General features: G+C 59.2%; 16 protein-coding genes, 1 pseudogene and 2 other annotated features. Of the genes and pseudogenes, 10 read left to right on the top strand and 7 right to left on the bottom strand.

What is annotated here, in order from left to right:
- Window positions 1-233: 233 nt before the first annotated feature.
- The 3 genes from RX717_RS12440 to pheS form a co-directional block, all read right to left on the bottom strand.
- Window positions 234-479 (bottom strand): IreB family regulatory phosphoprotein, encoded by a 246-nt coding sequence (locus RX717_RS12440; RefSeq protein ID WP_031475480.1) that lies wholly within the window; start codon window positions 477-479, stop codon window positions 234-236.
- Between the two features lie 264 nt (window positions 480-743).
- Window positions 744-3152, bottom strand: a complete 2409-nt coding sequence (gene pheT / locus RX717_RS12435) for a phenylalanine--tRNA ligase subunit beta (protein WP_107631686.1) — start codon at window positions 3150-3152, stop codon at window positions 744-746.
- Between the two features lie 328 nt (window positions 3153-3480).
- Window positions 3481-4500 (bottom strand): phenylalanine--tRNA ligase subunit alpha, encoded by a 1020-nt coding sequence (gene pheS / locus RX717_RS12430; protein ID WP_107631687.1) that lies wholly within the window; start codon window positions 4498-4500, stop codon window positions 3481-3483.
- Window positions 4501-4566: 66 nt separating this feature from the next.
- Window positions 4567-4806: a binding site (T-box leader), on the bottom strand.
- A 142-nt stretch (window positions 4807-4948) separates the two neighbouring features.
- Window positions 4949-5162 (top strand) — a binding site (T-box leader).
- Window positions 5163-5214: 52 nt separating this feature from the next.
- Here pheS and RX717_RS12425 point away from each other — a divergent pair.
- The 7 genes from RX717_RS12425 (at window position 5215) to RX717_RS12395 (ending at window position 11886) form a co-directional block, all read left to right on the top strand.
- Window positions 5215-7836: a valine--tRNA ligase gene (locus RX717_RS12425; RefSeq protein ID WP_107631688.1), complete on the top strand. Its 2622-nt coding sequence runs from the start codon at window positions 5215-5217 to the stop codon at window positions 7834-7836.
- Between the two features lie 97 nt (window positions 7837-7933).
- Entirely contained in the window at window positions 7934-8395 is a 462-nt protein-coding gene (locus RX717_RS12420; protein WP_054326374.1) for a hypothetical protein, read from the top strand.
- The gene (locus RX717_RS12415) at window positions 8376-9071 is read left to right on the top strand and encodes a CatA-like O-acetyltransferase (protein ID WP_054326375.1); all 696 of its coding nucleotides are present in this window, start codon (window positions 8376-8378) and stop codon (window positions 9069-9071) included. The genes RX717_RS12420 and RX717_RS12415 overlap by 20 nt, the downstream gene beginning before the upstream one ends.
- Entirely contained in the window at window positions 9019-10344 is a 1326-nt protein-coding gene (locus RX717_RS12410; RefSeq protein WP_107631689.1) for a bifunctional folylpolyglutamate synthase/dihydrofolate synthase, read from the top strand. Before RX717_RS12415 ends, RX717_RS12410 begins: the two co-directional genes overlap by 53 nt.
- Window positions 10345-10425: 81 nt before the next feature.
- A complete protein-coding gene (locus RX717_RS12405; RefSeq protein WP_054326377.1) occupies window positions 10426-10743 on the top strand; it encodes an anti-sigma factor antagonist in 318 nt (105 codons plus the stop codon).
- Window position 10744: 1 nt separating this feature from the next.
- Window positions 10745-11182, top strand: coding sequence for an anti-sigma F factor (spoIIAB, locus tag RX717_RS12400; RefSeq protein ID WP_054326378.1), 438 nt, complete (start codon window positions 10745-10747; stop codon window positions 11180-11182).
- Entirely contained in the window at window positions 11179-11886 is a 708-nt protein-coding gene (locus tag RX717_RS12395; protein ID WP_242977925.1) for a sigma-70 family RNA polymerase sigma factor, read from the top strand. Before spoIIAB ends, RX717_RS12395 begins: the two co-directional genes overlap by 4 nt.
- 33 nt (window positions 11887-11919) lie before the next feature.
- Here the strand turns inward: RX717_RS12395 and RX717_RS12390 are convergent, their stop codons facing one another.
- A complete protein-coding gene (locus RX717_RS12390; protein WP_159068177.1) occupies window positions 11920-12459 on the bottom strand; it encodes a hypothetical protein in 540 nt (179 codons plus the stop codon).
- A 131-nt stretch (window positions 12460-12590) separates the two neighbouring features.
- Here RX717_RS12390 and RX717_RS12385 point away from each other — a divergent pair, with 131 nt between their 5' ends.
- Window positions 12591-12833, top strand: a complete 243-nt coding sequence (locus RX717_RS12385; protein WP_082396823.1) for a helix-turn-helix domain-containing protein — start codon at window positions 12591-12593, stop codon at window positions 12831-12833.
- Window positions 12834-12880: 47 nt separating this feature from the next.
- Here the strand turns inward: RX717_RS12385 and RX717_RS12380 are convergent, their stop codons facing one another.
- Entirely contained in the window at window positions 12881-15301 is a 2421-nt protein-coding gene (locus tag RX717_RS12380; protein WP_107631691.1) for an ATP-dependent helicase, read from the bottom strand.
- Between the two features lie 255 nt (window positions 15302-15556).
- Between RX717_RS12380 and RX717_RS12375 the strand changes: the two genes are divergently transcribed.
- Window positions 15557-15784, top strand: a complete 228-nt coding sequence (locus RX717_RS12375) for a helix-turn-helix transcriptional regulator (protein WP_054326381.1) — start codon at window positions 15557-15559, stop codon at window positions 15782-15784.
- 58 nt (window positions 15785-15842) lie between these two features.
- Here the strand turns inward: RX717_RS12375 and RX717_RS12370 are convergent.
- Window positions 15843-16679, bottom strand: a pseudogene (locus tag RX717_RS12370) (nucleoside recognition domain-containing protein); the annotation flags it as partial.
- A 427-nt stretch (window positions 16680-17106) separates the two neighbouring features.
- Between RX717_RS12370 and RX717_RS12365 the strand changes: the two are divergent.
- Window positions 17107-18729, top strand: coding sequence for a recombinase family protein (locus RX717_RS12365; RefSeq protein ID WP_107631692.1), 1623 nt, complete (start codon window positions 17107-17109; stop codon window positions 18727-18729).
- A 109-nt stretch (window positions 18730-18838) separates the two neighbouring features.
- Here RX717_RS12365 and RX717_RS12360 read toward each other — a convergent pair whose 3' ends face one another.
- The gene (locus RX717_RS12360) at window positions 18839-20200 is read right to left on the bottom strand and encodes an NCS2 family permease (protein WP_054326385.1); all 1362 of its coding nucleotides are present in this window, start codon (window positions 20198-20200) and stop codon (window positions 18839-18841) included.
- Window positions 20201-20228: the final 28 nt, after the last annotated feature.

Below are 20228 nucleotides of genomic sequence, written 5' to 3'. Positions count from 1 at the left end.
AAAAGCGGTTGGCCACGCTCCTGCAGAGAAGGTGGTTTTATGGAGAGTGTGCGGCAGATTATTTTGATGCTGCGCCTTCTTGAAATCGTCAAGACCATAAAAAAATGACCGCCCACTTGCCCCGGGTACGGTCATTTTTTGAAATGATAGATACTTAGGGTCAACCGTCTTTGCCGGACTGCCCTTTGCTACTTTTCATTATAACGGTCCTGCGCCGTTTGTCAAGCCCCGCCTCAGTTATCGAGGTAGAACTGCACCAGCTCCTGCATCAGCTCGTCGCGGTCGATCTTGCAGATCAGGCTGCGCGCGTTATTGTGGTTGGTGATGTACGTCGGGTCCTCGGAGAGGAGATAGCCTACGATCTGGTTGATCGGGTTATAACCCTTCTCCTTCAGCGCGTCATATACTGCGGTCAGCGTGCGCTTCATCTCCTTGTTGGACTCGTCTACAAGGCTGAATTTTCTTGTGCCGTCAAGCATGTCTGTCTCCTTTCCGATCCTACCGGTTGGTTTTTGCTATAAACAGCATAATACAAAACAACGGAAAAGTAAAGCCCTTATCGGCCGAAATGGGGGCGAAATCTTTTTCCAACCCTGCCACAGTGCGGTTCGCAAGCCGTACTGTGGCAGGATTGGTTACCGTCAGGGAAGTCTGGGAAAAGCTCCCCCTGCACAGCGGGGGCATGCGAACCCAAACAGAAAGCGGGCGGTTATACCGCCCGCTTCTGGAAAACCGGTCTGTTATCAGCTGCGCAGGACCGCGCCGAACGACTTTTCGAGTGCCGCCAGCGCGTTCTTCATCGCCTTGTCGCACTCCTCGTCGGTCAGCGTGCGGTCGGGCGCGCGCATGGACAGCGAGTAGGCCACGGATTTTTTGCCCTCCGGGATGCCCTTGCCCTTATACACGTCGAACAGCTTGACCGACTCGAGGATCGTGCCGGCAGCCTTTTCGATCGCAGCCTGCATAGAGGCCGCTGGAATGGCATCGTCCACCAGCACCGCGATGTCACGGGTCGACGCAGGGAACTTGGGCAGCGGGTGGTACAGCTTGCTGGGATCAATGGATGCGAACAGCGCATCCATGCGCAGCTCAGCCGCCAGCACCTCGCCGGACAAGCCGTAGCGGTCTGCGACCGTGGGATGCACGGTGCCGAATACACCGACCTGCTCGCCGCCGATCAGCACGTTTGCGCAGCGGCCCGGGTGATAGGACGGGTTCGCCTTCTCCGGCACGAACTGCACGCCCTTAATGTTGAGCTCACGGCACAACGCCTCGATCACGCCCTTGAGCTGGAAGAAGGACAGACGGCCGTACGAGCCAAGCGTCAGCACCTTTTCCTCGTGCGGGAGCACGTCCGGATCGGCCTTGCCGTCCTTGATGGACGGGGTATAGATTGTGCCTAGCTCGTAGAGCGACGCAGTCGGGTTGCGGTGCGCGTGGTTGTGCGCAAGCGATTCCAGCATCGAGGGCAGCACGGTCGTGCGCATGACGCTGAAATCCTCACCGAGCGGGTTCAAAATCGTGGTAGAGATGCGGCGTGGGTCGTCCTCGGCCCAGCCAATCATGTCATAGAACTTCGGGGAGATGAACGAGTGGCTCATGGCTTCGTCAAAGCCCGCCTCGCGGCAGACCAGCGCCGCGGCGCGCTCGGCCTGCTGCCTGGGCGTGTATTCGCCCTGCACCATCTCGCCGGCATACAGCGTGGTCGGGATCTTGTCGTAGCCGTACATGCGCGCGACTTCCTCCGCGAGGTCGCACATGCGCGCGATGTCCGTGCGGAAGCTCGGCACGATGACCTCGCCGCTTTCGACTGTGAAGCCCAGCTTCTCGAGGTAAGCCTGCTGCTCCGCATCGGACAGGGACAGGCCGAGCAGGCCGTTCATTTTATCCGGTTCAAAGGGTAGACGCTTGGGGTTGGGGTCGGAGTTGTCCACGTCGATGATGCCGTCGATGACCTCGCCCGCGCCGAGCTGTTCGACCAGCTCGCAGGCGCGGTTGACCGCGTCGAGCGTCATGCGGGGGTCGAGGCCCTTTTCAAAGCGGCCGGACGCCTCGGTGCGCATGCCGAGCGCCTTGGCGGTCACGCGGACGGTCGCGCCGTGGAAGCACGCGGACTCGAACACAACGGTCTTGGTGTCGTCCTCGATCTCGGAGTTCGCGCCGCCCATCACGCCCGCGACCGCGACCGGCTTGTCGTTGTCGCAGATGGCGAGCATTTTGTCGGTCAGATCGTGGTCCTGGCCGTCCAGGGTCTGGATGGACTCGCCGTTACGCGCGCGGCGCACGACGATCTTGCCGTCCGACAGGCAGGAATAGTCGAACGCGTGCATGGGCTGGCCATACTCGAGCATGACGTAGTTGGTAATATCGACGATGTTGTTGATCGGCCGCACACCGGAGGCATGCAGGCGCTCGCGCATCCACACGGGCGAGGGCTCAATCTTGATGTTGCGCACCAGACGTGCGGTGTAGCGCGGACACAGGTCAGGATCCTTGACCTCGACCGACATATGCTTGTTGATATCATCGCCCACGCCCTTGACCAGGGGGGACTTGACTGCGAACGGGCGGTCAAAGGTAGCGGCGGTCTCACGCGCCAGGCCGATAACGCTCAGACAGTCCGGACGGTTGGAGGTGATCTCAAAATCCGCGACATATTCGTCCAGGCCGAGTACCTTTTTGATATCCTCGCCCACCGGAGTACCCGCGGGCAGAAACAGGATGCCGTTCTCGCACGCATAGGGTACGCAGCCGTGGGTCAGGCCCAGCTCCTGGAACGAGCACATCATGCCGTTGGAGACCTCGCCGCGCAGCTTGCCTCTGGTGATCTTGACCCCGCCGGGCAGGGTGGACTTGTGCAGCGCGACAGGGCAGACCTCACCCACCGAATCGGGGGTCACGTTGGGCGCGCCGGTGACGATCTGGACAGGCTCGCCCTGCCCCACGTCGAGCTGGCAGATTTTGAGATGGTCGGAGTCCGGATGGTCAATGACCGACAGCACCTTGCCGGTCACGACGTTTTCGATCTCCGCGCCGAGGTAGAAAACCTCCTCGACCTTGGAGCCGGACATGGTAAGCCGTGCGTCATACTCCTTGGGCGTGACGCCGGAAATATCGGTATAATCCGAAAGCCAGGAAAGCGACAGTTTCACAAAAATTCCTCCTTGAAATTTTTCGATTGAAACCACGGTTTCAATCGAGGGGGACGCGCCGAACCATGGTTCGGACGCGTTCTAGGCTGCGAAAGGTTCCGACGGGCGAAACTTTTCTCCGCTCTGGTATCAAAACCCTGATACATGCTCGCGGTTTTCTGTTTTATGCGCGCATGGCGCGCCCGTCAAAAGTGAGGACATGCCTGATCTTTGACACCCCGACCCAGCCGCCCTGGGCGGCGACGTTCGGGTGTCGAAGACCGGTTCCTTCGGGACCGGTTTTCGTATATAAGGGACTTGTGAAGTCCCTTATAAGCACGCGAGCGCGTTAAAATTGCTCCAAAAACCGCACGTCGTTTTCATAGAACAGGCGGATGTCGTCGATCTTGAAGCGGCCCATGACCATGCGCTCCAGGCCGATGCCGAACGCGTAGCCCGAGTATTCCTCCGGATCGATACCGCTCATCTCAAGTACCTTGGGGTGTACCATGCCGCAGCCGAGGATCTCGATCCAGCCCTCGCCTTTGCAGAGCGGGCAGCCTTCGCCGTGGCAGCGGTAGCACTGGATGTCCATTTCCGCCGACGGCTCGGTGAACGGGAAGTGGTGCGGGCGGAAACGGACGACCGTGTCCTCGCCGTACAGCTTTTTGGCGAACAGCTCGAGGATACCCTTGAGGTCCGACATGCGGATGCCCTTATCGACGACCAGCCCCTCGATCTGGTGGAACAGCGGGGAGTGGGTCGCGTCCACCGCATCCGAGCGGTACACACGGCCGGGCGCGATGATGCGGATGGGCGGCTTTTTCTTCTCCATCGTGCGCACCTGCATCGGGGAGGTCTGCGTGCGCAGCACCACGTTGTCCGAGATATAGAAGGTGTCCTGCGTGTCGCGCGCAGGATGGTCCTTGGGGATGTTGAGTGCTTCGAAATTGTAATGGTCAAGCTCGACCTCCGGACCTTCTGCGATCGAGAAGCCCAGGCCGAGGAAAATTTCCTTGAACTCATCCAGCACGATGTTGAGCGGATGCTTTTTGCCGATCACGACCTCCTCGCCCGGCAGGGTCACGTCGATTGTTTCGGCCTCCAGCTTGTGCGCGAGCGCGGCCTGCTCAATGACCAGCTTCTGCTTTTCGATTATGGTTTCGATCTCGGCGCGCACGTCGTTGATGAGCTGGCCTACGGCCGGGCGTTCCTCTGCGGCAACGTCCTTCATGCCCTTGAGGAGCGCGGTCAGCTCTCCTTTTTTGCCAAGGAACTTGACGCGCGCTTCGTCAAGCGCGCGCGGGTCCGCGGCGGCGGCAAGCTGTTCCTTTGCGGCCTGCAGGATGCCTTGCAGCTTTTCTTTCATGGTTGCCTCTCCTTTTTATATGAAAAATCAGCGTTTGGGACAAAATAAAAGCCTTTCGTCCCATGAATTAGGGACGAAAGGCATAAAAGCAGCTTCCGTGGTACCACCCTGATTCCCAGCCGGAGCCGGGCGCTCATTGAACGCCGGTAACGGGGCGTCAACCCGCCTGCGCCTACTGGAAAAGCCGTTCAGCGCCGGTGCTCGCAGGGGAACTTCGCGTCATGTCTCTTTGGGCGGCTTGCAGCCAAAGGCCGCCTTCTCTGAAAAGAGGGGGATGGCGTTACTTTCCCTGTTCATCGCAGTTTGGTATTCATAGACAGTAATATTAAACCACATCTTTCGGGGGATTGCAAGTGGAAGGCATGTTTTTTTTGACAGGCAGGAAAGAGGGGGTGCCGCGCCGCTTGACAAATCTGCGGTTTTTGGATATACTGTTAAAGTTGATATGCAAAATGCGATGAAAAAGAGGAGTATTCCCGCTTCGCGCGCTGCAGAGAGAGGGCGGTCGGTGCAAGCCCTTGGGCGGAGGGAAGAAAGTCGCTTTGGAGCAGGAGGCCGAATGCCAGTAGGCTGTCCCGTCCCGCCCACGTTACGGGCAAACGAGTGCGCGGCGGCATTGCCGCGAATTCAGGTGGTACCACGGAGCACGCTTCGTCCTGTACGGACAGCGTGCCTTTTTGTTTTCCGCAATCAAACCGAAAAGGAGACAGACCAATGAGCGAACTGCCAAAGACCTACGACCCGAAATCGGTCGAGGACAAGCTGTACAGCTTCTGGAACGATTCCGGCTTTTTCCACGCCGAGGTCAATCCGGACAAGAAACCCTACACCATCGTTATCCCGCCTCCGAACGTGACCGGCCAGCTCCACATGGGCCATGCGTTCGATGAAACGCTGCAGGACATTCTCATCCGCACCAAGCGTATGCAGGGCTATGAGGCGCTGTGGATGCCCGGCACCGACCACGCGGGCATCGCCACCCAGATCAAGGTGGAGGAGACGCTCCGCAAGGAGGAGGGCAAGACCCGCTATGACCTTGGCCGCGAGAAGTTCCTCGAGCGCGTGTGGGACTGGAAGCACCAGTACGGCAACCGCATCATCAGCCAGCTCAAAAAGCTCGGCTCCTCCTGCGACTGGGAACGCGAGCGCTTCACCATGGACGAGGGCTGCTCCAAGGCCGTGCGCGAGGTGTTCGTCAACCTGTATGATAAGGGCCTGATCTACAAGGGACACCGCATTATCAACTGGTGTCCGCACTGTGCGACCGCGCTTTCGGACGCCGAGGTTGAGTACGAAACCCAGCCGGGCAAGCTGTGGCACATCCGTTACCCGCTGGCGGACGGCTCAGGCGACCTGGTGGTCGCCACCACCCGTCCGGAAACCTTTATGGGCGACACCGGCGTGGCCGTCAACCCGAACGACGAGCGCTATCAGCATCTGATCGGCAAGACCTGCATCCTGCCAATCATGAACCGTGAGATCCCGATCTTCGGCGATGAGTACGTCGATATGGAATTCGGCACGGGCTGCGTCAAGGTCACGCCATGCCATGACCCGAACGACTTCGAGATGGGACAGCGCCACAACCTTGAGCAGATCCTCGTGTTCAACGAGGATGCGACCGTCAACGAAAACGGCGGCAAGTACGAGGGGATGGACCGCTACGAATGCCGCAAGGCGGTTATCCGTGACCTCGAGGAGGGCAGCTACCTTGTCAAAACCGAGGACCACGAGCACAACGTCGGCACCTGCTACCGCTGCGGCACGACCGTTGAGCCGATGACCTCCGCGCAGTGGTTCGTCAAGATGGCGCCGCTGGCGAAGCCCGCAATGGACGTGGTACACGAGGGCAAGACCAGGTTCGTGCCGGACCGCTTCGCCAAGACCTACCTGCGCTGGATGGAGAACGTGCATGACTGGTGCATCTCGCGTCAGCTCTGGTGGGGCCACCGCATTCCGGCGTTTTACTGCGACGACTGCGGCGAAATGACCGTCTCCAAGGAAGACGTCCACGTCTGCCCGAAGTGCGGCAGCAAAAACGTCCGCCAGGAGGAGGACGTGCTGGATACCTGGTTCTCGTCCGCGCTGTGGCCGTTCTCCACGCTCGGCTGGCCGGAAAAAACGCCGGAGCTTGACTACTTCTACCCGACTTCCACGCTGGTCACGGGGTACGATATCATCTTCTTCTGGGTGGCGCGCATGATCTTTTCGGGCGTCGAGCATATGGGCGAGACGCCGTTCGAGACCGTGTATATCCACGGTCTGGTGCGCGATGCGCAGGGCCGCAAGATGTCCAAATCGCTCGGTAATGGCATCGACCCGCTGGAGGTCATCGACCAGTATGGCGCGGACGCGCTGCGCTTCACGCTCGCGACCGGCAACAGCCCCGGCAATGACATGCGCTTCTCGACCGAGCGCGTCGAGGCGAGCCGCAACTTCTGCAACAAGATCTGGAATGCGTCCCGCTTCATCCAGATGAACCTGACGATTGGCAGGGACAAGGCGGCGTCGCTGCCCGCCGACCTCGCGCTTGAGGACAAGTGGATCGTCTCCAAATATAACACGCTGGTGGCCGAGGTCACCCGCAACATCGACCAGTATGAGTTGGGCCTGGCCGCCGCGAAGCTGAACGACTTCATCTGGGATAACTTCTGCGACTGGTATATTGAGATCGCCAAGACCCGCTTGCAGGCGGGCGACGAGAAAGTGCAGCAGGTGCTATGCTATGTGTTGTCGGGCGCGATGCAGCTGTTGCATCCGTTCATGCCGTTCATCACCGAAACCATCTGGCAGGCGCTGCCGCACGAGGGGCCGTCGGTGATGGTGTCTCAATGGCCGCAGTATGACGAAACATTGCGCTTTGCGGAAGAGGAAGCGCAGATGGAGACCCTGATGGACGCGGTGCGCGCGATCCGCAACCGCCGCAGCGAGATGAACGTGCCGCCCTCCAAAAAGGCCAAGGTGCTGATCCTGACCGAGAAGCGCGATACCTTCGCCGCCGGTGCGGGCTTCTTCCCCAAGCTGGCCTATGCCTCCGCGATCGAGTTGGTGGACGCAGTACCCGCGGACGCGGCCAAAATGGCAAGTGTCGTCACGGGCGACGCGCAGCTCTATATGCCGATGGGTGACCTGATCGACTTCGCCGCCGAGCGCGCGCGCCTCGAAAAGGAGAAGGCCAAGGTCGAGGATGACATCGCGTTTGTGATGAAAAAGCTGGATAATCCGAGCTTTACCCAAAAGGCGCCGGAAAAGATCGTCGCGGTCGAGCGGGAGAAGGCGGAAAAGCTGCGCGAGCACCTCGCCAAGCTCGAGGAGTCTATCGCCGCGCTGGGATAAAACGAACAGAGGAAAAAGGAGGAAGCCGCGCTTCCTCCTTTTCTTTTTGTAAAAGTGTGTTATAATACTGAATAAAACGGAGTCCGGAGACAAAGGCATGGAGCATACTTATTTTTTCCAAACAACAGTATGGAGGGCCAGCGGCACCTACTATGATGCGGAGGGGCGGTCGTTCCTGTTAATGGGAGAGGTGCAGGTGCGGCGCACGGCATCCGAATGGACGCTGGCAGGCACGCTCACCGTGCGGTCCGACCCGCCGGTTCAGTTTTCCAACAGCTACCGCATCGCGCGTACGGAAACGCCAGACACGCTTTGCTGGGAATCGTACAACCCCGCGCTGGGGACGCTGCGCGGCACATTTGAGATCGTCGGCCCGTGCATCGTATCAATATACCGCTCCACGGAGGACGGATACAGCGGTACGGAAACGCTGCGCCAGCTCGACGGGCAGACGTATGAAAACGTTGGGGTGTCGTTCCGAAACGGCAGGCGCATATCCTCGTGGACAGCGCGTATTCACAGAGAGGAGGCGGAAACGATTGGGCTACCGATGGATTGATATGGAGAACTATCCGCGCATCCAGCATTTTGCGTATTTCCGCGGCCTTGCCTATCCCTATGTAGGCTTGACGGCGGAGGTGGATATTACATTGCTGATGCAACGGATGGAGCGAGAGAGGATACCGTTTTTCCTAACGGTCTGCTATTGTGCGGCCCGTGCGGCAAACGCGGTGCCGCAGCTGCGCCAGCGGATTCGTGGGGACAAGATCATCGAATTTGACAGGTGTATGACATCGCATACTGTTGCGCTGGAAGATGGCACATACTGCTACTGTACACTGGACAGCGGGATGGCTTTTGGGGACTTCCTGTCCTATGCGGCGCGAGTGCAGGAGCGGGCGGCCACCGCCCGCTCGCTGGGCGAGAGCGAAGAGGATGCGGAGGCGTGCTTTTTTGTATCTACGCTGCCGTGGCTGACTTACACCGCGTTGGTGCAGCCGGTGCCGCAGCCTGCGGACAGCAATCCGCGCATCACATGGGGCAGATATTTCACACGGGAGCAGAGGACCCTGCTGCCGGTTTCTCTGTTGTGCCATCATGCATTGGTGGACGGAATACATATCGCCGCGTTTTACAGGGAGCTGGACAAACAGATCCGAATGGTAGCGGAAAACGGAAAGGATGGGAAACAGTACGGTTATGATGCAGAGCGGAACGCCCAAAACAGCAATTGACTACATCCACGCCCTCGGCCGCTTTACCGGCATGCCGGGGCTGCACCGCATCCGCGCGCTGTGCGCGGCGCTGGGGGACCCGCAGGACGGGCTGCGCTTCGTCCATATCGCAGGTACGAACGGCAAGGGCTCGACCGCGTGCATGACCGCGTCGATCCTGCAGGCTGCGGGCTATCGGGTGGGGCTGTATACTTCGCCATATCTGGTGCAGTTCCATGAGCGCATCCGTGTAAACGGCGCGCTGATATCGGACGGCGATCTCACACGGCTGTCCGGAGAGGTGGCGGCTGCGGCGAAAGGCCTGTCCCTGCCGGCTGGGGAAACGATCGGCGAATTTGAGTTCACCACCGCACTGGGGTTCCGGTATTTCGCGGAACAGGGCTGCGACATTGTGGTGCTGGAAACCGGGCTGGGCGGCCGGTGCGACGCAACCAATGTGGTGCGGACGACCGAGGTCAGCGTCATCACCCCGATTTCACGCGACCACATGGCGGTGCTGGGCGATACGGTGGCCGAGATCGCGGGGGAAAAGGCCGCGATCATCAAGCCGGCATCCGCTGTGGTGTGCGCAGACGGCCAGCCGGAGGAAGCGCAGGTCGTGATCCACCATGCGTGCGAAGCGCTGGGTGCGGTGTGGTATGAGGGAGAGCGCGAATGCCGCCTGCTGCGCTGCGGTATCGACGGTTCGGCCTTTGTCTGCCGGGGGCAGGGATACACTGTCGCCATGCCCGGCCGCCACCAACTACAGAACGCGATGACCGCGCTGCGCACTGTGGACGCTCTGCGGTTGCGCGGCTGGGAGATACCGGTGGAGGCCGCGGTGCGCGGCCTGGCGCGGGCGCGCATGCAGGGCCGCCTGGAGCGCGTGGTGGACCAGCCGCTCGTCCTGCTCGACGGGGCGCACAATGAGGCGGGGATAGAGGCGCTCTGCCGCACGGTGGACGAGCTTCTCAAAATGCGCCGCTTGCATGTGGTCATGGGCATGGTGCGGGATAAGGAGTACGAGGTCTGCGTCCGGCGGATGGCGCGGCGCGCGGACGTGTTCTATGCCTGCGCGCCGGATACGGAGGACCGTTCCCTGAACGAACAGACGGTTGCCGCGCTGGCGGAGCAGGGCTGCGCCGAGGTATATGACTGCCATACGGTAGAGCGTGCGCTGGCCGCGGCGCTGGGGAATGCCTCGCAGGAGGACTGCATTCTGGTGTGCGGCTCGCTGTTTCTGGTTGGAGAGGCCGAAAAAATCCTGCGGACGCGACAAAAAACGGCAGAATAAACAGTTAAATATTGGTAATATAAGGCTTGTACAAGGGTACAGGCCTTTTTCTTTTTGGGAGAACAAACGAGGTGAATATATATGCTGCATATCACACAGGCCGAGCGGGACGGTACGCTGATGATCTCGCTTTCCGGCGAGCTGGACCACCATGCGGCGCGTGCGGCTATCGAGCAGGCGGAGGACCTGCTTGTGCTTTACCCCTGCGAAAAGCTGATCCTCAACCTGTCCGGACTGACGTTCATGGACAGTTCGGGATTGGCGGTCGTGCTGCACCTGCACCGTACCTGCGCGCGCAGCGGCTATGAATTTATCGTGCGGGGCGCGCCGCCGCAGCCCATGCGCGTGTTCGAGGCTGCGGGACTGCCGCAGGTTATGATTTTTGAGAGGGGGGAATAAGATGCGCGCTGTCGTTAACAAAATGAGCCTGAAATTTGAAAGCCGCTCGGTCAATGAGGCGTTCGCGCGGCAGTCGGTAGGCGCGTTCGTGGCGCAGCTCGATCCCACGATGGAGGAGCTGGGCGATATCAAAACCGTGGTGAGCGAGGCGGTCACAAACGCGATCGTACACGGCTACGCGGATAAGGCCGGCTTTATCACGGTCGCGGTGCGCCTGCTGGAAGGGCGGGTGCTGGAGCTAAAGGTAAAGGACGCCGGCCGCGGCATAGAGAACGTCGAGCAGGCGCGCCAGCCCATGTTCACGACCGGCGACGATACGCGCAGCGGCATGGGCTTCACCATCATGGAAACCTTTACGGATAAGCTGCGCGTGCGCTCCACGCCCGGCAAGGGGACGATGGTGACCATGGTCAAGGTACTTAAGGAGCGCGGCGCGTGACGACCAGCATGCGCGGCCTGCTGGAACAGGCCGCCGCGGGCGACCGCGGCGCGGAAGCTCGGCTGATCGAGGAAAACAGCGGGTTGATTTGGTCGATCGCGCGGCGTTACTATGGGCGCGGCGCCGAACCGGACGATCTGTACCAGCTCGCCTGCGTGGGCTTTATCAAGGCGGTTCGCGGCTTTGACCCAGCGCTGGGCAACGAATTTTCCACCTATGCGGTACCCAAGATCGCGGGCGAGATCCGACGCTTCCTGCGGGACGACGGCGCGGTCAAGGTCAGCAGGTCGGTCAAGGAGCGGTCGGTGCGGGTGCGGCGCATCCAAAGCGAGCTGGAAAGCAGAACCGGTCGTTCGCCAACCGTGTCCGAGCTGGCGGAAGCCGCCGGTCTGACCGTGGAAGAGGTTGCTGCATGCGAGCAGGCGGACGTAGCCGTGGACTCCTTTGAACGCGAGCTATCCGGCGGCGGGCGGCTGGGCGATATTGTAGGCGACGAGGGCATGGAGGAGCGTGCCTGCCTGTATTTGTCCTTGGGCGAGGCGCTGAGGACGCTGCCGGATCGCGACCGGCAGGTGCTGGCGCTGCGTTTCTCGCGCGACCTAACACAGCAGCAGGTGTCCAGGATCATCGGAGTATCGCAGGTGCAGGTGTCGCGGATTGAAAAACGGGCGATCCAGGCGCTGCGGGAAAAGCTGATGGAATAGGCGGGCTGTCCGTTGAGGGACAGCCCGCTTGGGTTATTCTGATTCAGTTGCTTCCACAGAATCCGCAGATGTGTAAAAGGTCAGTTCGTTGAAAGCGGATTGGCATTCACCCTTCTTTTCGGAAATGGCGCTGGAGTAGGTCAGCTTGGAGTAGCCGCTGGGATAAGCAGAGATCAGGCTGTAATAATCGTTGACAGCTAGATAGTAGTTTTTTGCTGCATCATAAAAGTCGCCGGTGCCTTCTGTGCCAAGCAGTGTTTTGGCATCGTCCATAACATCTTTGGCGTAGCTGCGGAAATCATGGACGCTTTGGGCGCGGTCTTTGAGAGAACCGCTATTTAACTCTTCGTATGCGCTTTCATCAAAATAACAGTTCATGACACTTCCTGTTGTCGTCCAGTTCTCCAGTAGAAGTGATGCGGCAGAATCGATCGCCACCTCAGCCAGATAGAGGTTGCCAGCCGCATTGTTTAGATCCTCGTCTGTGGGGGAACCGCTGGAGTTCCCCTGTCCACATGCACACAGGGAAAACGTTATGACACCCGAGAATAACAGTGATAATACTTTTTTCATCTTTTTCGCCCTTTCTGTGTTTTGATTTTGGATTACTACCTAAACTATATCACAGTTTCTGGTTGAGGTCAACTGACCTCAGAAACAAAATGAGCCCTTGCTATTATGGAAAACAGTAGGAGGGTACATTCATGCTGGATACCAAGGCTGTTGGTAAAACAATACAGGGGCTGCGGCGGAAAAAAGGGTTGACGCAGGAACAACTGAGCGGTTTGGCTGCTCTTGACCGCACGCACTACAGTAAGATTGAGAGGGGGTTGCGCAGTCCGACGCTTGATACGATTTTTAAAATAGCATTTGCATTGGATATGGAGCCACACGAATTGATACAGGTGATCGAAAGGAACGTGGCATTTGACTTTATTGAATTTTAGTAAAAGAAAGAGGGCGGGCGCATCGCGTCCGTCCTCTTTTTCCAGCCTTATATCAGTTTTTCCATAAATTGCGCGGCCGATTTTGCCATTAACCGCTTGGTGCCTTTCTGGTCGAAGGCGATTTCGAGCAGCGCGTCGCCGCCCATGGGCTTGACCGAAACGACCATCCCATCGCCGAATGCCTTGTGGCGTACGCGGCAGCCGGCGGAGAAATCGGGCAGGGGGGAACCGGCCGGCTGTGCCGCGGGAGCGGCAAAGGAGGGGGCGGCCGCGGCAGGGGAAACATAACGCGCCCGCGCGACCTGCGCGCGGGACAGCCCGGGGTCGGGCTGGGTGACCTGCTGGAACATGCGGCGCTCCACAATGTTGCTGTCGAGCAGCTCGCGCGGCATCTCGTCGATAAAGCGGGAGGGATGCGCGTATTGAGTGCGGCCGTACAGCATGCGCCGTTCGGCACAAGTCAGGTACAACTGCTCCTTGGCGCGCGTCACCGCAACGTAGCACAGGCGGCGCTCCTCCTCCATATCCTCGTCGCGCTCCATCGCGCGGAAGCCGGGAAACAGGCCGTCCTCCATGCCCGCGAGGAATACGACCGGAAATTCCAGCCCCTTGGCCGAGTGCATGGTCATCATCAGGACCGCGTCCTCCTCCTCGCCGGACTGGTCGGCGTCTGTGTACAGCGCCATTTCCTCAAGGAAGCCCGCAAGAGAAGCGTCGTCATGGTCGTTTTCATAGCTGACGATGTAGGATTTAAGCTCTTCGATATGCTCGATACGGCTCTGCTCCTCCGCGCCGCCCCTGGCTTCCAACGCGGCGAGATAGCCGGTCTGGTCGAGCAGCCCGTCGTACAGCTCGGAAAGGGAGAGGAACTCCTTCTGCTTCCGCAGGTTTTCCATCATTTCGCCGAATTTTTCCATCGCCGCCGCGCCGCGGGACAGGGCGGGATAGTCCGACGCGTGGCACACCGTTTCGTACAGCGTCACGCCGTTTCCCACAGCGAGCTGTGCCGCCGTTTCAACCGATTTGTCGCCGATCTTGCGCGCGGGTACATTGATGATGCGGCGCAGGCGCAGCTCGTCCGCTGGATTTTCCAGCACCCACAGGTAAGCGAACATATCGCGCACCTCGGCGCGCGAGAAGAAGTCGCGTCCCTTGTACACACGGTAGGGGATGCCCGCGCGGATGAACGCGGCCGCGATATTGTCCGACAGGACGTTGTTGCGGTAAAGCACCGCGAAATCACCCCAGCGAAGTCCCTGCTCCACTCCCTCGCGGATGGTATCCGCGATGTAGGCGGCCTCGCCCTCCTGGCTGTCCGAGCGGTGCAGGTGGATCTTGGCGCCGTCGCCGTGGTCGGTCCACAGCTCCTTGCCCTTGCGGCCGACATTGTTGCGGATGACCTCGTTGGCGGCGTTCAGGATATTGCCGGTCGAACGGTAGTTCTGTTCCAGACGGATGGTTTTCGCGTCCTTGAACTGCTTTTCAAATTCGAGAATATTGGTAATGGTGGCTCCCCGGAATTTGTAAATGGATTGGTCGTCGTCCCCGACAACGCAGATGTTCTCGTAATAGCCCGCCAGCAGGCTGGTCAGCACATACTGGGCGTAGTTGGTGTCCTGATACTCGTCCACCAGCACATAGCGAAATTTGCGCTGGTAGTATTCCAGCACATCCGGATTGCTCTGCAGCAGGAGGACGGTTTTCATGATAATGTCGTCGAAATCAAGCGCACAGGCCTTTTTCATTTCTTTTTCGTAAAGCTGGTACACCTCCGCGACCTTTTCGCGGAAGTAGTCGCCCGCCCCGTCCGCGCGGAACTGCCTAGGGGTCATCAGCTTGTCCTTGGCGCGGCTGATCATACTCATGACGGTGCGCGGGTCGAACGTTTTGGTATCCAGGTTGAGCGATTTCATCACGTTCGTGACGACGCGCTTTTTATCGTCCTCGTCATAGATGGTGAAAGCGGTCTCAAAGCCGAGCAGGTCGACATGGCGCCGCAGGATGCGCAGGCAGGCGGTATGGAACGTATAGGCCCAGACGGCGGAGGCGGATTCTTCATCTCCCAGCGCGGCCTGCAGGCGCTCGCGCAGCTCGCGCGCGGCCTTGTTGGTGAACGTGATCGCGATGACCTCCCACGGCTTTGCCGGATGCATGGCGCACAGCCGCTCCGCGTGTTCCCGATTTTCCGGCTGAGGGGCGGTCAGGTATTCGGTGAGGAACAGCAGGTCCTCCTCGGTGGCGCCTGCAGGCGCATAGGAGCTGTCCAGCCCCTCGCCAAAGCGCAGGATATTGATGATGCGGTTGATGAGCACGGTGGTTTTGCCGCTACCCGCGCCCGCAAGGATAAGCAGCGGCCCCTCGGTGGCAAATACCGCCTCGCGCTGCTTTTCGTTCAGGGAAGAAAAGCGCCGCTCTATAATGGCGCGCCGTATGGACGCGTACTTCAGGTCGAATTTGGTCGGTTCCATAGGTTTCCTCGTTTCATGATGGAGATACAAAACCAGTATAGCATAAAAACAGAGGGAAAACAAATGTTCCCGTTCCGACCCTGCGGGAGTGCCGCAGGATGATAAAATCTCCTTTTTTGTATTTTTGTGGAATAAAAATAGGCATTTGTGGAGTTTAACTCAACAAATGGTGAGTGTAAACGCACAAAAGTAGAATAGCATGATATTTTTATCGGGGCATTACATGGGTAGACTTATTACCATGAGGTGATAAGAATGGATTTCAGGCATTCCGATAAATACAGGAAGCTCGGGCTTAATGTCGCATACTACCGGAAGGACCGGCATTTCACGCAGGAAGGACTGGCGGAGGTAATCGATGTGGACCGGTCCACGATCGCGAAAATCGAGGGCGCGACAGCAGGTGCGTCAATGGATACCCTGTTCGATATCGCGGACGCGCTGGAGCTCCCTGCGTATAAGCTGCTGGAATTCCGCGATTGATACGCTGGCGCGGACCAAAACGCCGATAAAAAAACCGCCCTGGACAGGGCGGTTTTTTTCAGGCAAAGCCCAGCAAAAGGCTCGCGGTATGCACGATAAAGCACAGCGCACAGCCGAAAACTGTGGGCAGGGCGATGGCGGCAAGCGTCCATTTGACGCTGCGGCATTCCTTCCAGATCGTCAGGCAGGTGGTGGAGCAAGGCCAGTGTGCAACGGCAAAGAACAGCGTGCAGAGCGCGGTTGTCAGCGTCCAGCCGTTGGCGAGCAACAGGGTATGGAACGAGGCAAGGTCTGCGATGTCCGCAAGCGTACCGGTTGCCAGATAGCCCATCACGATCAGCGGCATGACCAGCTCGTTGGCGGGGAAGCCCAGCACGAAAGCCAGCAGGATGACTCCATCCAGGCCGAGCAGCCGCGCAAAGGGGTCGAGGAAAGCAGTCAGATGGCTGAAAACCGGAATGCCGCCGACCGTGATATTGGCGAGCAGCCAGATCACCAGCCCAGCGGGCGCGGCGACCGCTGCCGCCCGACCCAGGACGAACAGGGTGCGGTCGAATATACTGCGCAGGATGACCCTGCCGATCTGCGGCGCACGGTAGGGGGGCAGCTCGAGGGTGAAGGAGGAGGGCACCCCTTTCAGTATTGTCGCGGAGAGCAGGCGGGAGGCGGCGAGCGTGAGCAGCACGCTGCCTGCGATGACCGTGGTCAGCAGCAGGGAGCCGCCGGCGGCGCTGCCGGCAAAAAAGACCGAGCAGAGGAAGATCAGCAGCGGGAAGCGCCCGTTGCAGGGGGCGAACGAGTTGGTGAGCATGGCGATCAGACGCTCGCGCGGGGAGTCGATGATGCGGCAGCCGACAACGCCGCAGGCGTTGCATCCAAACCCCATGCACATGCTTGGGGAAAAAGTGGATGCGAACTTTTTGTTCGTTTTTTTATATAGTGAAAAGGAGGAGCTTGACTCACTCCGGCAGGAAAAAGGCAGTCCGCCACAAGCTCAAGCGCCAGCATGCACGGCATCGAGCGTTATTTTGGGGAAAAGAGGCGGAGAAAGTGCGGGAAATGCTGTGTTTGCCGCGGAAAACCGTAATCAGGAAGGTGTTATATACATATTATAGATATGTAAGAACCTGTACGAGTAAAAGGATGCAAAAAAGGAGGTATGCGCATGACTGACTCCAAGCCCAAAGCGCGTCCGGCACAGCACAGCAGTACCTTACTGGAGTTGCTGGAGAACGTGATCGCCGCACAATTTGAAATGGAGAAAACAGCTACATAAGCGGTCGTGACCGTTCGCAGGCGGAAAACGAAGGGAGGAGGCTCGCTTGCATGATCGTATTGCCGCCAACCGGGCGGTACTATATCTGCGGCTGAGCCGCGATGACGCCAACCGGGGTGAGAGCGAGAGCATCCATAACCAGCGTGCCCTGCTGCGGGAGTATGCCGCACGGCAAGGCTTCTCTATGGCGGACGAGTATGTAGACGACGGGTGGCCGGGGACGAACTTCGACCGCCCTCGCTTTCAGGACATGCTGCGCGATATGGAGCAGCACCGGTTCGACATCGTGCTGGTCAAGGACCTGTCCCGCTTGGGGCGCGATTATATCCAGATCGGACGATATATAGAGCTGGTGTTCCCAGAACACGGCGTGCGTCTGATCGCGGTCAATGACGGGCTCGATACCGCGCGGGCGGATACCGATATGGCGCCGTTCCGCAATGTTGTCAATGAGATGTATGCGCGCGATACCAGCCGGAAAATCCGCAGCGCCTTGCGCGCGAAAATGCAGGAAGGGAAATTCGTCGGGAATTTCGCACCCTATGGGTATCAAAAAGACCCCAGGGATAAAAACCATCTGATTCCGGACGGGTATGCGGCGCAGATCGTGCGGCAGATCTTTATTTGGGCGGCGGCGGGCTCCCGTCCGGCGGAGATCGCGCGGAGGCTGGGTGAGCGCGGGGAACCGCCGCCCGCATTATACCGCTGCCAGGCGCATCCTGAGCTGAATCCGGACTGCTACTCAAAGCACAAGGAATGGACTGCGGGCGGTGTCAGCCGGATCCTGCGGGATACGGTCTATCTGGGCTGTATCGTGCAGGGGAAGACGGATAAGATCAGCTTCAAGAGTAAGAAAACGCGGGAAAAGCAGCCGGAGGAATGGATCGTTGTACCGGAACGGCATGAGCCGCTGGTCTCGGTGCAGACCTTTGAGACGGTACAGCACCAGCGCGCGTCCCGCCGCTGTGGCCGGAAAGGGACGTTTGAAAATCTCTTTTCGGGCCTGGCGTTTTGTATGGACTGCGGCAAGGCCATGTCCACGGTCGGTACGCGGAAAAAGGGTTCGGCCGCGAATCTGGCCTGCGGCGCATACAAGCTGCACGGCACATCGGCCTGCTCTAATCATTTTATCGCGTATGAGAGCCTGTATCGCTGCGTGCTGGAGGCGGTGCGCCGGTATGCCTGTCTGTCCGAGAAGGAATGCGACGACCTGTTTGAACGCCTGAACCGCCGCCTGCGGTTGGCCGAGCGGGAACAGGAAGCCGGACGCGAGCGGGAGTGGCTGGATCAGGAACTGGCCCGTATGCAGCGCCTGGTCGCACAGCTTTATGAGGATCGTTCAGCGGGCAGGATAGGAGGGACAAATTTCTATCCGCTGCTCGAAAGATACGAACAGAAAACGGCCCAGCTGCAAAAACAGCGCGATGCGTTGCAGCCGGATGCCGGAGATGCGGGCCTGTGGCAGCAGCAGGAGCATCTGCGCGCCCTGATCCGCCAGTATAAGGATATCGACGAGTTGACGCCGCCGTTGCTCTTTGAACTGATCGGGCGGATCGAAGTAGGGCAAGGTACATACGAAAAAACAGAAAGGGGTAGGGCCAAACGGCAGAAGCTCTCGATCTCTTTCCGTTTTCTGCCCGAGCCCTGTGAAGTGGAATGGATTGAATAAGCGGGGCATGCCGATGAAGATCGGATGCGTCCCGCTTTCTATTGAATCGGGGATACGCAAAACGGGCGTCCGGCTCAACGCCGGACGCCCGTTCCATTTCCCGAATGTATCAGAGGAAAATATATTTGAGGATAAACAGGACCGCCAGTACATACATCAGCGGCGCGACCTTTTTCCCCTTGCCGGCCGCCAGGTTGAGCAGCACATAGGAGATAATGCCCATGGAGATGCCCTCGGAGATGCTGTAGAACAGCGGCATCGAAAGAATGGCGAGGTAAGCCGGAATGGCATCGGTCAGGTTGTCCAGATCGAAGCGGATTTCCGTCACCGTGCCAACCATCAGGAAGCCGACCATGATGAGCGCGGGCGCGGTGGCGAACGAGGGGATCGCGGTGAAAATCGGCGCGAACAGGGTGGATACCAGGAACAGGCCGGCGGTGACGAGGGCGGTCAGGCCGGTACGGCCGCCGACCGCAACGCCGGAGGCGGATTCGACGAACGTCGTCGTGGTCGAGGTGCCGAGCACCGCGCCGGCGGAGGTCGCAATTGCGTCGGACAGCAGGGCGGGCTTGATGCGGGGCAGCTTACCATCCTTATCCAGCATATCCGCCTTGGTGGCAACGCCGATCAGCGTACCCAGGGTATCGAAGATATCTACAAACAGGAACGAGAAGATCACAACGATAAAATTGATGATGCCGACCGTGCTGAAGTCCACGTTGAAGCACTGGCCGAACGTCAGGCCGAGCTTGGTGAAATCGGTCATGCCAAACGCGGGGAACAGGGAGTAGAAGCCCGCTTCCGCGTCTGGAACATACAGGCCGACCCCCTGACAGGCCATGCCAATGATCCAGGTCAGCAGGATGCCGAACAGGATAGCGCCCTTGACCTGATGGATATACAGCACGGCGGTGATAAACAGGCCGACCAGCGCGAGCAGCGCGCAGATGCCAGCGGTATGGAAGTTATCCGTAAAGCTGGTGATGGTAACGAGCGTGGAGGAATCCACGGACAGCCCCGCGTTCTGTAGGCCGATAAAGGCGATGAACAGGCCGATGCCCACGGAAACGCCGCGTTTGAGCGTCAGCGGGATCGCATTGAAGATCGCCTCGCGCACATTGGTCAGCGAGAGGACGACAAAGATCAGACCCTCGACAAAGACGGCGAGCAGCGCGACCTGCCAGCTGTAGCCGTAACCGGCGACGACCGTATACGCCATAAAAGCGTTCAAGCCCATGCCGGCGGACAGGGCAAACGGCAGGTTGGCCATCAGCGCCATGCACACCGTGCCGATGAACGAAGCCAGCGCGGTAGCGAGCAGGACGGCGGTCGGGTCCATGCCGGTCGAACCGAGAATGCTTGGATTGACCGCGAGGATATACGCCATGGTCATAAACGTGGTGACGCCGGCCATGACCTCGGTCCGGACGGTGGTCTTATTATCGGACAGCTTGAATACTCTTTCCAACATTTTGTTTTTCAGCCCCTTTTCTTTCTCT

It is taken from the genome of Intestinibacillus sp. NTUH-41-i26, assembly GCF_032769475.1.
GTDB lineage: Bacteria > Bacillota > Clostridia > Oscillospirales > Butyricicoccaceae > Agathobaculum > Agathobaculum ammoniilyticum.
Note: the sequence above shows the minus strand (reverse complement) of the source record. Positions and strands in the feature narration are given on the sequence as shown.

Bases quoted from the DNA above. Each gene is read 5' to 3' on its own strand.
- RX717_RS12410 (WP_107631689.1), top strand. From the start codon at position 9,019: ATGGGAAACAGTACGGTTATGATGCAGAGCGGAACGCCCAAAACAGCA.
- RX717_RS12375 (WP_054326381.1), top strand. From the start codon at position 15,557: ATGGATTTCAGGCATTCCGATAAATACAGGAAGCTCGGGCTTAATGTC.
- RX717_RS12425 (WP_107631688.1), top strand. From the start codon at position 5,215: ATGAGCGAACTGCCAAAGACCTACGACCCGAAATCGGTCGAGGACAAG.
- RX717_RS12390 (WP_159068177.1), bottom strand. From the start codon at position 12,459: ATGAAAAAAGTATTATCACTGTTATTCTCGGGTGTCATAACGTTTTCC.
- RX717_RS12385 (WP_082396823.1), top strand. From the start codon at position 12,591: ATGCTGGATACCAAGGCTGTTGGTAAAACAATACAGGGGCTGCGGCGG.
- RX717_RS12405 (WP_054326377.1), top strand. From the start codon at position 10,426: ATGCTGCATATCACACAGGCCGAGCGGGACGGTACGCTGATGATCTCG.
- spoIIAB (WP_054326378.1), top strand. From the start codon at position 10,745: ATGCGCGCTGTCGTTAACAAAATGAGCCTGAAATTTGAAAGCCGCTCG.
- RX717_RS12440 (WP_031475480.1), bottom strand. From the start codon at position 479: ATGCTTGACGGCACAAGAAAATTCAGCCTTGTAGACGAGTCCAACAAG.
- RX717_RS12360 (WP_054326385.1), bottom strand. From the start codon at position 20,200: ATGTTGGAAAGAGTATTCAAGCTGTCCGATAATAAGACCACCGTCCGG.
- RX717_RS12420 (WP_054326374.1), top strand. From the start codon at position 7,934: ATGGAGCATACTTATTTTTTCCAAACAACAGTATGGAGGGCCAGCGGC.
- RX717_RS12380 (WP_107631691.1), bottom strand. From the start codon at position 15,301: ATGGAACCGACCAAATTCGACCTGAAGTACGCGTCCATACGGCGCGCC.
- pheS (WP_107631687.1), bottom strand. From the start codon at position 4,500: ATGAAAGAAAAGCTGCAAGGCATCCTGCAGGCCGCAAAGGAACAGCTT.